16 protein-coding genes and 1 pseudogene are annotated in these 16404 nt (G+C 34.0%); 5 read left to right on the forward strand and 12 right to left on the reverse strand.

What is annotated here, in order from left to right; genetic code table 11:
* Positions 1-63: 63 nt before the first annotated feature.
* The 5 genes and pseudogenes from ACT9TX_RS03090 (at position 64) to ACT9TX_RS03110 (ending at position 7209) form a co-directional block, all read left to right on the forward strand.
* Complete coding sequence (locus ACT9TX_RS03090; RefSeq protein ID WP_481336741.1) at positions 64-789, forward strand: DUF6088 family protein; 726 nt, start codon at positions 64-66, stop codon at positions 787-789.
* A 2-nt stretch (positions 790-791) separates the two neighbouring features.
* Positions 792-1769, forward strand: coding sequence for a nucleotidyl transferase AbiEii/AbiGii toxin family protein (locus tag ACT9TX_RS03095; protein WP_481336742.1), 978 nt, complete (start codon positions 792-794; stop codon positions 1767-1769).
* Positions 1770-1857: 88 nt separating this feature from the next.
* Positions 1858-2441 (forward strand): annotated as a pseudogene (locus ACT9TX_RS03100) (TOTE conflict system archaeo-eukaryotic primase domain-containing protein); the annotation flags it as partial.
* Positions 2421-4787, forward strand: a complete 2367-nt coding sequence (locus ACT9TX_RS03105; protein ID WP_481336870.1) for a DEAD/DEAH box helicase family protein — start codon at positions 2421-2423, stop codon at positions 4785-4787. The pseudogene ACT9TX_RS03100 and the gene ACT9TX_RS03105, both read left to right, overlap by 21 nt.
* A 2047-nt stretch (positions 4788-6834) precedes the next feature.
* Positions 6835-7209 (forward strand): hypothetical protein, encoded by a 375-nt coding sequence (locus ACT9TX_RS03110; RefSeq protein ID WP_481336743.1) that lies wholly within the window; start codon positions 6835-6837, stop codon positions 7207-7209.
* Positions 7210-7409: 200 nt separating this feature from the next.
* Here the strand turns inward: ACT9TX_RS03110 and ACT9TX_RS03115 are convergent, their stop codons facing one another.
* From ACT9TX_RS03115 to ACT9TX_RS03170, 12 genes are all read right to left on the reverse strand, one after another.
* Positions 7410-7691, reverse strand: coding sequence for a hypothetical protein (locus ACT9TX_RS03115; RefSeq protein WP_481336744.1), 282 nt, complete (start codon positions 7689-7691; stop codon positions 7410-7412).
* Positions 7692-7705: 14 nt separating this feature from the next.
* Positions 7706-8068, reverse strand: a complete 363-nt coding sequence (locus ACT9TX_RS03120) for a hypothetical protein (protein WP_481336745.1) — start codon at positions 8066-8068, stop codon at positions 7706-7708.
* A gap of 257 nt (positions 8069-8325) precedes the next feature.
* Positions 8326-8823, reverse strand: a complete 498-nt coding sequence (locus ACT9TX_RS03125) for a hypothetical protein (RefSeq protein ID WP_481336746.1) — start codon at positions 8821-8823, stop codon at positions 8326-8328.
* 240 nt (positions 8824-9063) lie between these two features.
* Positions 9064-9486: a hypothetical protein gene (locus ACT9TX_RS03130; protein WP_481336747.1), complete on the reverse strand. Its 423-nt coding sequence runs from the start codon at positions 9484-9486 to the stop codon at positions 9064-9066.
* Positions 9487-9984: 498 nt separating this feature from the next.
* Positions 9985-11658, reverse strand: coding sequence for an AIPR family protein (locus ACT9TX_RS03135; RefSeq protein ID WP_481336748.1), 1674 nt, complete (start codon positions 11656-11658; stop codon positions 9985-9987).
* Between the two features lie 263 nt (positions 11659-11921).
* Complete coding sequence (locus tag ACT9TX_RS03140) at positions 11922-12455, reverse strand: hypothetical protein (protein WP_481336749.1); 534 nt, start codon at positions 12453-12455, stop codon at positions 11922-11924.
* A 215-nt stretch (positions 12456-12670) separates the two neighbouring features.
* Positions 12671-13396 carry a DUF6000 family protein gene (locus tag ACT9TX_RS03145; RefSeq protein ID WP_481336750.1) on the reverse strand — a complete coding sequence of 242 codons (726 nt, stop codon included), beginning with the start codon at positions 13394-13396 and terminating at the stop codon, positions 12671-12673.
* Positions 13397-13629: 233 nt separating this feature from the next.
* Positions 13630-14166, reverse strand: coding sequence for a hypothetical protein (locus ACT9TX_RS03150; RefSeq protein ID WP_481336751.1), 537 nt, complete (start codon positions 14164-14166; stop codon positions 13630-13632).
* 278 nt (positions 14167-14444) lie between these two features.
* Entirely contained in the window at positions 14445-15083 is a 639-nt protein-coding gene (locus tag ACT9TX_RS03155) for a hypothetical protein (RefSeq protein ID WP_481336752.1), read from the reverse strand.
* 229 nt (positions 15084-15312) lie between these two features.
* Positions 15313-15678, reverse strand: coding sequence for an endonuclease NucS domain-containing protein (locus ACT9TX_RS03160; RefSeq protein WP_481336753.1), 366 nt, complete (start codon positions 15676-15678; stop codon positions 15313-15315).
* A 103-nt stretch (positions 15679-15781) separates the two neighbouring features.
* Positions 15782-16030 (reverse strand): hypothetical protein, encoded by a 249-nt coding sequence (locus ACT9TX_RS03165; RefSeq protein ID WP_481336754.1) that lies wholly within the window; start codon positions 16028-16030, stop codon positions 15782-15784.
* A gap of 12 nt (positions 16031-16042) precedes the next feature.
* Complete coding sequence (locus tag ACT9TX_RS03170; protein ID WP_481336755.1) at positions 16043-16321, reverse strand: hypothetical protein; 279 nt, start codon at positions 16319-16321, stop codon at positions 16043-16045.
* Positions 16322-16404 lie beyond the last annotated feature (83 nt).

A 16404-nucleotide genomic window follows, 5' to 3' on the forward strand; every position in this document is an offset into this window, starting at 1 on the left:
TTATGTACCAATTACTTGACATTCCTATTTTTGTAATACATTTGCATTCTAAAGAACAGCTTTATGACAGTAGCTGAAAAAATAGAAAAAAAAATTAGTAAAATGATAGATGGTACTACATTTAAGTACCAAGAACTTTCTATTACTAAAACCGAATATTCAGCGGCAGCCAAAGCCATTGAAAGACTGATAAAAAAAGGGCTATTAACCCGAGCATCAACAGGTGTTTTTTATAAACCCAAGCAAACTGCCTTTGGCAGCCTAAAACCCAAAGAAGAAGAATTATTAAAACCATATCTGTTTGAAAACAACAAACGTGTTGCATACATAACAGGCACATTGTTATACAATAGAATGAAGCTAACTACACAAGTGCCAAAGAACATAAAAGTAGCAACAAGAGACAAACGTATTGTTACAAAAATTGGAAATATACAAGTAAGGTCGGTAAAAAGCTATGTAGATGTAACCAACGATAATTATTATTTAATGGAATTGTTAGATGTCATGAAAGATTTTAAAACCATTCCTGATAATAATAAATTACAAACAATCAATTTTATGCTGCAATCACTTCAAAAACTTGCACCTAAAGAAATAGAGAAACTAATAAAATTTGCTATCAAATATCCACCAAGAGTAAGGGCATTCTTAGGTGCATTACTAAGCAAATTAAATCCCCAAGAACAATTTGCAGAATTAACAAAAAGTATAAACCCCCTATCCGTTTTTGAATTTGGAATAACACAAGAAGAACTATCAACAATTGAAAACTGGAACATCAGATAACTATGAATTTGCACACTAACAAACAACTTTTTGAAGATGCTGTGATAGCAACAGCACAGCGTTTCAATATTCCAGAAATCTATGTTGAGAAAGATTATTGGGTTACTGTTGCCTTGTTTGCAATATTCCACTCACCCATTGCAGAAGAAGCAGTTTTTAAAGGCGGCACAGCCCTTTCAAAGTGTCATAAAATAATTCAAAGATTCTCAGAAGATGTAGATATGGTGGTGTTAAATAATAAAGGAGAATCAGGCAATAAACTCAAAAACAAACTAAAAGCAATTACAGATGCAGTGAATATAATAATGCCAGAAGTAGAAATTGAAGGCATCACAAATAAGTTGGGAATGATTCGTAAAACAGCCCATCAATACACCAAACAAAACTTTCAAGGAACGTTTGGACAAGTAAGAGAACAAATTATTATAGAAGCTACTTGGCTAGGTAGTTCTAATCCGTTTATCATATCAGAAGTAGATTGCTACATTACCCAAATGATGAATACAACGCAGCAATTTGAATTGATTGACCAATATAAAATGAACCCGTTTATTGTTAAAGTGCTAAGCAAGGAACGAACGCTATGCGAAAAAATAATGAGTCTTGTTCGATTCTCACAAACGGCACATCCTTATGAAGATTTATCAAATAAAGTAAGGCATATCTATGATATCCATTTAATGCTGAAAAATGCTGAAATCAATACTTTTATTAAAAGCTCAGAATTTGAAGCATTGCTACTGCAAGTCAGAAATGACGATAAAATAAGTTTCAAAAACAATAATGAATGGCTCAATAATCATCCATCAACTGCAATTATTTTCAGCAACCCAGTAGATACTTGGAACAAAATAAAAGCAACTTATAGAACCACCTTCAAAGAATTAGTAGTTGGTGAACTTCCGAATGAAGATGATTTAATAAAAACCCTAAAACAAATACAAAATAGATTACTCAAAATAAATTGGAATACCATTTAAGTAGTACCAACTTAGCCTTATTAATGACACCAATCGATACAAAAAAAATATTCAATTATTCAAATCCTTATTTAAAGGCAGAGAAGATGTGTTTGCTACACGTTGGGAGAAGGATAATAAAAGTGGCTATATGCCTGCATATTATTTCGACCCATATAGGTTTAGAGTCCATAAAATGAAAGGTGGCACGTTTCAAAACTATCCAGATAAAATACACTTAACACTTACAGATGAGCAAATAATAAAGCACTTAAACGGTGAACAATTAATAGGCATTTATCCATTATTAAAAGATAATACTACTTGGTTTTTAGCAGCAGATTTTGACAAAGAAAATTGGATAGAACAATGTAGAGCATTTATTAAAGTATGTGGCGAAATGAATATTTCTGCGTACTTGGAACGTTCACGTTCTGGAAAAGGTGGTCACGTTTGGATATTTTTGAGCAATCTTACCCAGCAGTAAGAAGCAGGAAAATATTTATTTCTGTTTTGGAACAAGCAGGTATATTTTCAGTATTTGATAAAAGTTCAAGTTTCGATAGATTATTCCCCAATCAGGATTTTCTCTCTGGCAAAGGCTTTGGCAATTTAATTGCTTTGCCATTGTATAAGAAAACGTTTGAGCAAGGCAACAGTTGTTTTATTTATGTGGATTCATTAGAACCACATAAAGACCAATGGAGTTTTTTTAGCAACATAAATAGAATTTCAACTATTGAGCTTGATAATTTACATCAAAAAATTACAGGCACATCGGCAACAATTTCTTCAACACAGGCAATATCAAATAAATTAACCATTACTTTAAATAACGTTGTTTCAATTCGCAGAGCTGGAATAAACTCAGCACTAATTAACTTTCTAAAAGAAGAATTGAATTTTGCTAACAATGAATTTATAATCAAAAAGAAAGTCGGCAGAAACACTTTTGGTACTGAACAATATTTCAAATTTATTGAAGAAACAGAAAATCAAATTATCGTTCCCAAAGGCTTTGTTGGTAAGGTTCTTCGCTTTTGCAGAGATAATAAAATTGAGTATAACTTTATTGATGAGAGAAAACTAAGACCAACAACTTTTTTCAAATTCAACGCCACATTAAGAGAACAACAAAATGCCACAATAGCAGTAACTGATAAAAAAAACATTGGTGTAATTGTAGCACCACCAGGTTCAGGAAAAACAGTTGTTGCGTTAAAAATAATTGCTCAAAAACAGCAACCTGCTTTAATTATTGTTCATCGCAAACAACTGGCAGAACAATGGATTGAAAGAATTGAAACTTTTCTGGGAATATCTAAAATCGAAATTGGAAAAATTGGTCAGGGTAAAACAAAAATTGGTAAAAACCTCACCATTGCTACAATTCAAAGCTTGACAAAAGAATTAGAGAAACCTGAGGCTACAAACATTACAAATGCTTTTGGAACAATTATAGTTGATGAATGTCACCATGTCCCAGCAGCAACTTATAGAACGACTGTTGCTAAAATAAACAGTTTTTATTTGTACGGGCTAACTGCTACGCCTTTTAGAAAATACAATGATGGCAAACTTATCTTCATTCATTTAGGCGAAATAATTTCAGAATTAAAGCCACAGGATATCAGTACACATAGGCAAGCCAAAATCATTATCCGCATTACAGAATTGGATGTTCCTTACAATTCTAAAACAGACAAATTTGAAACACTATCAAAAATATTAATCCACGATTCGACCCGAAATAAACAAGTATTGGAAGATGTAATCAAAGAATTAAATGCAGGTAAAAAGGTCGTTATCATTACCGAGAGAAAAGAACACATTGATTCTCTGAACCAATATTTAAAACAGTCTTATGAAACAGTTACAATATGTGGCGAAGATTCAGAAAGCGCCAGAACAACCAAATGGAAAATATTAAAGGAAGGCAATTATCAAGTACTAATAACAACTGGTCAGTTTTTTGGCGAAGGAACGGATTTACAAAATATACAGTGCCTTTTTTTAGTGTACCCTTTTTCATTTGAAGGTAAATTGATTCAGTATATTGGAAGAGTTCAGCGTTCAGAAATTGCCCCAACTATTTATGATTACAGAGATATAAAAATAGATTACCTCAACAAATTATTTTTAAAAAGAAGTGCTTATTACCGAAAAATTGAGAAACAAGCTACACTATTTGATGATTCAGAAATAGTTAAAAAAACTTCAAACGATAAATTCGTAACAATACAACAAACAATAAAAGTTCCAATTGAAGAGTTAGAATTTAGATATGGTGGTATTGCGTTTAAGTATGTTGCTGAAGTTATTAAATCAGAAATTTATTTTGAAATTGAAAACATTGAAATAAGACCTGAGTTTGAAGTCCTAAAACCGTTTTTTATTAAAGCATTGCAATCAAAATATGTTATTGTCGAAATTAGCGCTGAATTTAAAAATGATGTGTTGATTTCTCAGTTAGCAATATCTGGCGATATACAAAAAATAAATAGAGAAGTGATTGAAAGTGTTAGATTCAAGTTTGTTACTAAAAACTTTATAGGAAAAAAGAATGCAGGTGCAATACAAAATAATTTACTTGATGCACAACCAGTTCAATTAGATAATTCGCTTTATGAATCTGGCGAAGAATTGTTAAATGATATTTTAAAACAAACACACTTTAAACACCACAGACAACTTCGTTATTTATCAGAACAGCACAGTGATGATATCATTAAAATACAGTTTATCTTAAACCCATTTTCATTTATTTTCTTACTTGTCGGCCACAATCAGTTTCATATTGTATTAGAAACATTAGATACAGAAGAAGCAACTTATTTATGGCATTTCGATAAAAATCCTGAATTGATACCATCTTACTTAAAAGAAGTTAATATACAACTAAACGTAATCCAAAATCAAGGTAGGCAAGCATTTCTTGAAACAAATCCTGAAAATTTCAGTCGTATTCTACACAACTACGCAAATGAGCCAAAAGGTTTTATTGAATGGAAAGACTTGCTACAGGAAAGGTTATTTTAGAAAGGATGTAAGCAGTCACGATAGTACCTGATTTACCCCTCAAGAAAAGTGCCCCCTTTGAGAAAGAATATTTGTGTTACTACAATATTTTACTTTAATAGATATACACCACACGTTGGGATGAAATACCTTTTATTGGCTAAAGCCCTAGCCAAGTGTCGCTACCCTTTGCACAATGCTTTGCTTCGTAGCCACATTAGCTATCACAGCAGCAGCAAGGCACTTCGCTAATCGTACCTCTAGCTTGTACCTCGCACCTGCCTTTGCTTGGCTACTTTAAATCCATTGCGTGGCGTTGCCACATCTCAGTAGTTGCTTGCCCACTAACGTTCTACAAGCAAGTTATTGCCCACGCCGCAGAACCTACGCACAGCAAGGTAAAGCGGTGTTCAGTATTTGTCGTCAGCAAGTACATGCGCCATACCAGCAAGGCAGTAGCAATTATTTGTAGTGTCGCTTATATGATATTGCTACACCCATGCTGCCCTTCGGGCTACTAGCGTAGGTATGTCACAGTCCTTGCAGTTCCTTCGCATACTTTCACGGCAGCTACCTGTGTCCTACATAAAAGCAGCCTTAATCCCAATTCCCCCTTAGGGGGTTAGGGGGCTACTCTTTTGTAGTTTCTTCCGTCCGCCCCCGCTATCGGCAACACAATGTTGGTGGCAGCCCAAACCAAAACGGAAAAAAACTGTCCCAAACTGAAAGTAAAAGTCGTAGTTTTGGGCGAAAAACTGTCCAACCCGACCAACAAAAAGAGTTAGATTTTCGCCAACCTTATGTCCCAAAAATACTGAAATGGGTTGCCACCAACGAACAAGTGTTGCCGATGGCGGGGGAATTTGGAAAACGTCCGCTGGAACGTCCGCCGATATAAATTACTGATTTTCAATTACTTACTACTTGTTTTGCTTCATTCGTCTGCCGAAACAAAAGTACAAAAGAAATCCCAAAGTTGGGGTTTCTTCTGTCCGCCCCCGCTATCGACAACACAATGTTGGTGGCAGCCCAAACCAAAACGGAAAAAAACTGTCCCCAACCGAAAGTAAAAGTCATGGTTTTGGGCGAAAAACTGTCCAACCCGACCAACAAAAAGAGTTAGATTTTCGCCAACCTTATGTCCAAAAAATACTGAACTGGGTTGCCACCAACGGTTTTGGGCTTGGCGAAGGTGGGGGAATTTGGAAAACGTCCGCTGGAACGTCCGCTGATATAAATTGCTGATTTTCAATTACTTACTACTGCTTTTGCTTCATTCGTCTGCCGAAACAAAAGTACAGAAAAATTCCCAAAGTTGAGGTTTCTTCCGTCTGCCCCCGCTATCGACAACACAATGTTGGTGGCAGCCCAATCAGTCAAGGAAAAAACTGTCCCAAACTGAAAGTAAAAGTCATGGTTTTGGGCAAAAAACTGTCCAACCCGACCAACAAAAAGAGTTGGATTTTCGCCAGCCTTATGTCCCAAAAATACTGAACTGGGTTGCCACCAACGAACAAGTGTTGCCGATGGCGGGGGAATTTGGAAAACGTCCGCTGGAACGTCTGCCGATATAAATTTCTGATTTTCAATTACTTACTACTGCTTTTGCTTCATTCGTCTGCCGAAACAAAAGTACAGAAAAAATCCCAAAGTTGGGGTTTCTTCTGTCCGCCCCCGCTATCGACAACACAATGTTGGCGGCAGCCCAATCAGTCAAGGAAAAAACTGTCCCAAACTGAAAGTAAAAGTCGTGGTTTTGGGCGAAAAACTGTCCAATCCGACCAACAAAAAACGCTGGATTTTCGCCAACCTTATGTCCCAAAAATACTGAACTGGGTTGCCACCAACGAGCCGGGCTTTGTGGCAGGTTGGGAAATAGTATTCCTTCTACCCGAAACCGATGCTCAATTTATAAATAAAAGTTGATGATAAGAAGTGATGCTCAACAAAGTTTGTCAAGCCCGAACCGAAGTACAATAGCAATAAAATGCTCATTGTTACTACGTCCGCCCAAATAGCACAAAACCCAATGTTAGCTGCCGTTTTGTCGAGACGCAAATAAATAAATATGGAAAAATTAAAAGTTGGCGATAAAGTTTATTATAAAAAACACCAACAATGGGGTAATAATATATTTTACACTTTTGCTACTGTCGAAAGGCTTACTAAAACACAAGCAATTTTGTCTAATGATACGAAGTTAGTGAATGAACCTAAGTTCGATAATTGGTCTAAAATTGTTGGCTACCCTACTTATGGTGATAGTTGGGAAAAGTGGCATATTGAAACTCCTGAAATAATAGAAGAAGCCAATAAAGAAAAAACACGTCAAAAAATTGTCAATTGGTTTAAAAACAGAAAGTTCGGCGAAGAAGAACAATTTATAATTTACAATACTTTCAAAACGCTGAACCAATTAGAGGCTATTCCAAATGGCAGCTAACGAGCAGGGCTTTTTGCAGGTTGGGAAATAGAATTCCGTCTGCCTGGAACCGCTGCTGATTGAAAATATAAAGTTGAAGTTAAGAACAAAAGTTCAGCGATGTACGTCCTGCCCGAACAAAAGCTGATTAGAATTACAAATGCTCATTGTTACAACGTCTGCCCAACTTGCACAAAACCCAATGTTGGCTGTAGGTTTTGTCACCCACCTTCTTTGAGATTGTCATAATGAATAAGCACCCAATTTTTATTTATTGTCTTACCACTTTCAAAATCTTTTTTCCAAAATGATGAGTCCTTAACATTGATTTTTAAATTGTCTGGCAAGTAAACAAGTTTATGGTCTCGTGAAAGCCAAAACTCTACAAAGTTTCCAATGTCTGGTCTGTAAGAACTGCCTATGATTTTTAAACTGTCTTTTAAATTTGTCAGCGATTTTAAAATGGCAAATGGATTTTGTTTTGGAAAAATACTTGTAGTCAAAATTGAAGTGTCAATTATTTTGTCTTGTCCGTGTTGTCAACTGATGTAATGCGAAAAACTGTTTGTTTAAATTCAGCAAATGTAAAACGCCAATATTTTGAAGTGTCAAACGAAAAGGTAGAATGAAAGTCGTTTTGAAAATTCAAAGCTCTATAAATTGTCACAAAGTTTGTGTCCTTAATGGTATTGTAAAAAAATGAATATTCAGAATTTTCCGATTTTAATTTACTCCAAATATCAAAGTCACCACGTCTGCCATAACTCCATTCTTTAAATGTCTTTATTGAAATGCTGTCAATTTTTTGAGAAATTGCTACAGCTTTCTTCTGAATATTTCGGTCTGAAAATTCATTGTCGCAACTTGTGAGAATTGTCAACCCAAATATTAATGATATGAATTTTAGAGGGTGTCCCATAAACTTACAGCCAACGGACGGGGCTTGGCGTTTGTGGCGGAATTTGAAAAACGTCAGCCGATGACCGCTGCTTGGTAAAAGTACAAATGTTCATTGTTATTTCTGTCGCTAAATTTATAACGTCAAGCTGGAACAACTGATGATAGATAGGTGAAGTTGATGTGGCGTTATCTGTCCGCCGACATAACGCCAAACCCGATGTTGGCTGTAGTTTTTGTCTAACAACCACATTCGCCATAAATATCTATCGTAATCGCCTTACCACCTTTTCTTGTCAATTTAAGTGTTCCTTTTTGTTGCCAAGTTTCGTCAATTTGTCCAATTTGTTTAATGTCTATTGTAAGCTCAAAGTCTTTGTTGTCGTATTTTTTAATGAGGTGTTTTTCAGAAACTTGTTTTGAGTCTACTAATTTGAATTTTGTCAAAACCCCATTGATGTGAATAAAAGATGCGTCTTGATAGTCGTCTACATAAATGTGAACATTGCTCTTAAACTCATTTTCATTGTTAGAAAAATAGCAAGAGCAGCCGTCAATTTCTGGGGGGAAAGTAGAAAATGTGTCAATCAAAATAGGTCGCTCAATTACAGTGTCTTTTTTAGTTTCAATTTGCACATTGGAACTTGAAGACTGTTGTTTTATTGGTTCGTTTTGTCCACAAGAAACAATTGATATAGAAACTAAAAAAAAGAAAATTGTCTTAAAAATATTTTTCATAAAAAGTTTGATAGTGCAGTTAGTCAAAATTACAGCCAACGAAAAAGGCTTGGCGTTGTTGAGGAATTAGAATTCCGTCTGCCCATAACCGAAGCTCAATGATTGCAATATTGCTGATGTTTTATTCAATTGCCAAATTTATATTCGTCTGCCCGAACTGCTGCTAAATAGTAGTACAAATGTTGAGGTTTAATTCGTCAAGCCCCAATAATGCCAAACCACTGTTGGCAGTAGTTTTTCTCAAAATCCATAAGCAACAAGTCTGTTTTTATAGACACCTTTTTCAATTTTCCAAATAACTTCATAACTTCCTGCTCCATCACTATTCATTGTTTGAATATAAAAAATTTCATTTGTTATGTCATAGTTGACTTGTGCATTAAATAGATTTGGATTGTAAAGTCCTTCTAATGCAATTTTTGGAAGTATAATATTCTTTTGTCCAACTTTAATTTCTACTTTTTCAAATTGTGTTTTAGGAACTCCACCATCTTCACCATAGTATTTTTTATTGTCAATTAGTTCTATTTGGTTTGGATAATCTTTAACGAATTTAAACTTGTGTTTGCTTTTGTTGAATTTACTTTGAAATATTTTTACCTGAATTGTGTCTTTCTTTAAAATTACAACATTGTCATTTGTTTGCAATAAAGGAATAGTCAAAAAACTTGAAACCAATTTATATTTATTTGAATAGATACAACCGTGTAATTCTTTTTCTTTTTTTGAATAGTCTATGATTGTCCAATTTCCTTTTTTTTCAAAGCAATAAATTAAAAATCCATTAGGAAGTTTGTCTACAATTTTACTACTTATACTTCCATCTTCTCTAACATTTAGTAAACTGTCTTTGTCATTAACAATTGCAAATTGTCCATAAGAATTTAAAGAAATAATTAGGATTAAAAAAATATGTAATGTTTCATTGAAGGCTGTCTTTTAAAATTACTGCCAACGGACGGGGCTTGGCGTTTGTGGCGGAATTTGAAAAACGTCAGCCGATGACCGCTGCTTGGTAAAAGTACAAATGTTCATTGTTATTTCTGTCGCTAAATTTATAACGTCAAGCTGGAACAACTGATGATAGATAGGTGAAGTTGATGTGGCGTTATCTGTCCGCCGACATAACGCCAAACCCAATGTTGGCTGCCGTTATTTTTCTTACTTTATTAAGCTCTTTTTTATTTCTCTACATTTTGTGTAATTTCTATAAACTTGGTGTACAAGTGAAGATTTATAAAGTTTATCTGCAGTTGCTTTTATTTCTTTAATAGTTGTAGAAATGAAATTGTCTAATTCAGTTTTCCTATATTCTGAAAAGTCAAAATGTGGGTCAAAAATTATATGTTGACCAATTTTCGCAAGTACAATATGTAACGTAAATCTATTAGAGTGTATGTAGTGGCTTTTGTTTCTTCCTGTTGAAGCTTTTTCTTTAATTTTCAAACCCTTAATAATTTCTCTATTTATTTGAACTGTACGCAAAATCTGAATTGCTGATAAAGTTGGTGTAATAATATCCGTGTATGGTTTTTGAGTAATATCTTCCCATAATTTACCTACTTCTCTTTTAGCTAAAACTGAATTGTCTACATTGGATAATGAGCAAGCTATACTTGTAATTACTTCCTCAACATTATAATTGTTATTATCATTTTTGGGCATTGAGTCTGACCTTTTATAATGATAATTGATGCTTTCTAATGCTAATTCAATTTTTATTCTCTCTTGCTCAGGGTCTAACGAAACAAAATCTCTTTTATCTACTTTGTTTTGAGTATTCGTTTTTTTAGTAACGTTTAATCCAAATCCTTCAGGGCATCCTTCTAGAGATATTATTTTTATAAAAACTTTTGTTTCTCCAACTTTATCTGGATTTTTCTCAAAAATATTTCCTAAGGTCCCAACAGTTTGTGCTCCATTTACAATTTTAAAATCTTCAGCTACAAATATTCCAGAATTTCTATCACTTCCTCCAAGTGGCTTTTTATTAATTGATTGGCATAAAGCTGTAATCCCATTATTATAGAAATAAAAATTTTCAGGTTCATTTTGTATCGTTTCAACAATATCCTCGTTTACTTCACTAAATCCAATAAAATCACGTATGTTTTCTGAAAATAGTTTGCCTCTATTTTCAGCCCAAATATTTGCAATATCACTGCCGTTTATTGTACCATAAATTGCAAAATAAGGGTCTTCGACTTTTCCCCAATTTGATAAAATTAAATCTGCTTTTATAGGACGTCCTTCCATTATTCCCACTAAAGATTTATGACTTTGTTTCAAAGAAAATCTACTAAAAACAGCTAACTCAGTTGGGTCATTTAGTTCTTCTATTAAATCATCAACAATTCTTTGATTATGTTCTGAAAGACCATCTTTGCCTGTAAATGCCAATACAATTTTTAGCTTTACAAGTGGGTCTTCTAACGCTTCTAAAATTTCATTTTCTTTATTCTGAACTTTTGTATTAAATCTGTCAAGTTGTAATTCAATTAAATCAATTATACCTGTTTTAAATTTTCCAACTTCACCTGTGTCTGGTTCACCAATTCCATTTTTTATCCATTTAGATTGAACAAGCCATAAATATTTGTTTTTTCTATCATAATAGATAGCGTCCAAACCATTATCATCAAAGCTGTCAACTATTGTACTTGAAGCAATATCAGGGTCAATATTTGCTAATACTTGAAGAGTATATGCTGCAAAAGACCTAGTTAAAAAGAAATTTTCTTTATCTTGTTCTGACTTAGCATCAGAAATATCAATTTTATCTTTATAGATTTCAGCCAACTTAGCTTTTATATGATTTACGTGCAATATACTCATTTATACTTTATTTTTATTGTTTGGTTGAGGGGTCTCAATATAATGGCAGGCAACGAAAAAGGCTTGGCGTTGTTGGGGAATTAGTATTCCGTCTGCCCATAACTGAAGCTCAATGATTGCAATATTGCTGATGTTTTATTCATAAGATAAATTTATAACGTCAAGCTGGAACTGAAGCACAATAAAGAACAAATGTTGAGGCTATATTCGTCAAGCCCCAATAATGCCAAACCTAATGTTGGCTGCTGCCCTATCTGTGTTTGTCAAAAAGGGGATTTCCAAATTGCAATTGTACTATCCTTTGACTTAGAAATAATAGAGTCGATTTTGTCAAGCACTTCAACTCTAAGTCGTTTAGTCATTCTCTTTTTTGTGCTATCTGCAATCATAGAATTTGCTCTAACGTTTTCAATTACTTCTTGGCTTGTCTCATAATTGTAAGCAAAACGAACACTAATAAATCCTGTTCCACTCCATTGCACACAATATGTTTCTCTTGGGTATTTGTCAAAGTAAATGTTAGTCATATTTAAAAACTCATAACTAGAAGTCATTGATTTTGCTAAGTCTTCTGATGTAGGTAAGTATTGAGGATAAACTTTAAAAAATGTATCAACATATTTTTCTACATACTCACTCTTGTATTTTTCTTTATCAATGTCAACCAAAGAACCAAGTCCACTGCCTGCTTGATAACCAAAACCATTGTTGCAAGACCTCATAAATGCAAATACAAAAATTCCAATAGCTATCAAAATAGCCAAGCCAATATAACCTAAAATTTTGTTTGTTGTCATAATGAAAGTGTCAAAAAGGGTTGCAGCCAACGAACAGGGCTTTGTGCAGGCAGGGCATTGTTGATTGTCCAGCCCGGAACTGAAGCCCAATAAAGAAATAAAAGTACAAGTTAACAACTAAAAGTCCAACAGAATTCCGTCCAGCCCGAACCAAAGTACAGCGATGCAAACAGCCGAAGTTTGAATGTCAAGCCCTGCTTGCACAAAACCCCATGTTAGCGGCTGTATTGGTTCAAGTCACGAAGCACTGCAATTTGCTCGTCAAAAAAATCTGTAGAGAATACTTCCTCTTTCTTTTCGTTTATTGAATTTTGTAAATCGTCGCCTGACACTTTAATTCCTTTCTGCTCTAAGATTTTTTCAACTTCTTGTGCTTGATATTTTTCAGATTTCTGTCGTTCGTTTTGCAAAGCTTTCCAACTCCCTGAATATCCATTGAAATAGTCTGTCTTGTTTTTTTTGTCTAAAAACAAAATGGCTTCCATAACAAACTTTTGGTCAAAATACAATGAAGGTTTGGTCAAGTAGTAGTCCAAATATCTTTTCAGATAGTTAATACAATTCTCGTCATTAAAAAAAGCAAGTGTCAATGAGTAAATGTGTCCAACGCAACAAACTTCGCTTTTAAGAAGATGTGTTCCGATTGTGTCAATTAGTTCTTTGTAATCTTTTACGGCTGCAAAGTAAGAGCCGACTAATCGTGTCCGCCAATTGAAGTCGCCCAATAAATTGAGGCAAACGTCTTTCGTTATTTGAGGTTTGATTTCTTTGATTTTGTCAATCCACTTTGAATTGTCGTAAGAGCCGATTTCCATATAATAAGGAACTGCCCACTTCTTTATAAAGTCAACAGATAAGTCTTTGTCATTCTTGTGCGTTGGCAAACTTTCAAAAGGTGAACTGTGTCTAACAGTTGCACCTGCTGAATGAAGTCTTGCCATTTCGTTTAGGTTGTCCATAATATAGCCGCTAACGAAAAAGGCTTGCTGCAGTTTGGGAATTAGAATTCCGTCTGCCCGTAACTGAAGTTGATAATTGCAATATTGCCGATGTTTTATTCATTAGCCAAATTTATAACGTCAAGCTGGAACTGAAGCTAAATAACGAACAAAAAGTTGATGCTTACAACGTCCAGCCCAAATTGCAGCAAACCCAATGTTGGTAGCAGCCCATTTTATGCTTTTTCAAGTTTTTCTTTCTTTACTCTCCTAATCAGAATCACAATTCCTGATATAAGTCCAAAAAGTCCACCTAAATAACTAAAATTATGGATTGAACCAACAGTTATAAAAGCATTTTTATCAATTAAGTTGTTAGGTAAATACCAATCAACTCCACTTTTTGTTAAAATAAAGTGTCCATACACATAGCCAATAATTCCAAATACTATTGTTATATAAAAAGTCATCAATACAGCTTTCGTCAATGCCTTAATCATTGTCAAATGACTTTTAAAAATAAATGCTCCAATTAGTGTTAAAACTATTCCAATAATGAGTCCTGTCCACCAGGTGGCTAAAAAACCTATTACTGCAACTGTTTGTCTATGTCCACCAAACCATTTTGGGTCAAAACCAAATTGTTCATACTTAAATCTTGTAAAATATTCTGTCGAGATTGAAAAAGTAACTTGGTCGTGAAGTATTCCAAAAAGTCCTGCTAATAAAACACATATTATAATTGTCGAAATGGAAATAAGAAGTTTTTTCATTAGCGATTTTTGTCTTACCCTTTAATGTTTAGAGAGTTTTACTTTTGGGTTGCTACCAACGATCAGGGCTTGCTGCAGTTTGGGGAATAGTATTCCGTCTGCCCGTAACCGAAGTTGATAATTGCAATATTGCCGATATTTTGTTCAAATGCCAAATAAAATTCCGTCAAGCTGGAACTGAAGCTAAATAGTAGTACAAATGTTGAGGCTTATTCCGTCTGCCCAAATTGCAGCAAACCCAATGTTGCCTGCAGTTTTTCGTCCAACGAGACGAAAAACTACCAAAGTTTCCACCAAGGTTTTTGTTTGTCAATAGCTGCTATTTGATAACCTGTTGGTTGTTTCTCAATTTCAGTTCTATTGTCAATGTACTCAAAATGATTATACTGGTCTGTAATGCCTGTTAAAATGACTTTGCCATTGTCCAACCAATAAATAACTTTTTTGATTTCTGTTTCTAAGTCTGGGTAAAAACTGTCAAGTAAATTACGTTGTTGTTCTTTAGTCAATTCGTCCCAAGTATCTGCTGTTGTATTTTTAAATCTTGGAACTTCTACAGCTAAACCATATCCCAATCCTAAGTTGTCAAAGAAATTATAACCCTTACAATACAAGTCATAAAAAGTCATTAATATTTCAGGCAAATCATTGTCTCTATTTAAAGCCTTTGTCAAAAGTTTGAGAATTCTTCTTTTTTCAAACTCTCCAACATCAATATGTTTTTCAAATAATCTGTATAGCCATTTTTTTGATGTGTCCGACTTATACCCATATGAAATTAGTTCTAAATAATCGTCTGAGTTAAGAATACTTTCAAGTCGTTTGTCTGCATAAAGCCAGCCTTCAAATTCTAAAATAGTTTTGTCACCATTTAAAGTGTCAAAAAATATTTCTTGTATGTCAGCAGGAAGTTTCATTTAAAATTGCAGGCAACGAAAAAGGCTTGGCGTTGTTGGGGAATTAGAATTCCGTCAGCCCATAACTGAAGCCCAATGATTGCAATATTGCTGATGTTTTATTCATAAGCCAAATTTATAACGTCGAGCCCGAACTGAAGTACAATAAAGAACAAATGTTGAGGCAATATTCGTCAAGCCCCAATAATGCCAAACCTAATGTTGCCTGCTGGCTTTCTTCTTCTTGTCTTTAGTTTATTTTGTTAAGTGTCAAAGAAAGTTGGTACTCAAAAAGTTCAAAATCTGGTAAAAATTGTGTTGCTGTTTTTAGTTCAGAAGTAATTTCTCTTGCAATAATGATTGCTCTTACTTTATCTTGATTAAAAAATGTTTTGATACTTGATTGATAGAATAATGTTTGTCCTACAACTTTTTCATAACAACGACTTACTTTGAGTTCAATAACTACGAATTTGTTATGTTGGTCTAAAGCCAAAATATCAATTCTCCTTGATGTTCCTGGTACATAAAATTCTACTCCTTTCTTGCCATCAGCCTCGTAAAGTCTTAAACCTTTCTCAATAATTGAAAGGTTTCTAACAAGATAGTTTTGCAAATCATTTTCGTAAGCAAACTCATTTTCTTCTGTTGTAATTTCGTCTTCTTCGTCTTCAATAGTTATTCCTTCTTGGTCATCATTAAATCTTAAAATGAGGTTTTCAAAAAATTGTATTCTTGTTTTTACCTCTGTCTGTCAAACCTGAATTCCAAACAGTGTTACAGAATTCATCAAGCATTTTTTTACCTTTTACTAACACAATTATTTTAGCTCGTCTAAGTGTGCTTGTATAAGATTTAAAACTGTCGGGTGAGTTTTTTATTTCTAAACATTCTTTGTCCAACCCCTTTGAATTTAAGAAATCATAAGCGTCAAAAAGTGAAAAGCTTCGTTTGTATTCTGCTGTCATTTTGTGTTTGAATTATTTGGTTTTCTCTGCTAAATATTCTTTCCAACAATCTATCATTTCAATATGATATAAGTTGGCTGTTTCGTAGTCTGGAAACTCTTTTGAGATTGTATCAACAATTATATCTTTTTCAATTTCGTTGGTAAAGGGATTTTTTGAATATTCAACTCTTGAGTTGTATTCAACGGTCAAAAAATTTGTCTTACCAAGATTGGTAAAATTATTCATATTAATTGCTCTTACTCTGTCAAGGTCTATCGTAAGAGATGAAATTGTAATTACTCTGTCCATATGTGAAGTGTTTTTTTAAGCTTGCAGGCAACGAAAAAGGCTTGGCGTTGTTGTGGAAATAGAATTCCGTCTGCCCATAACTG

The sequence above is a fragment of the Parasediminibacterium sp. HNIBRBA5674 genome, from assembly GCF_056745525.1.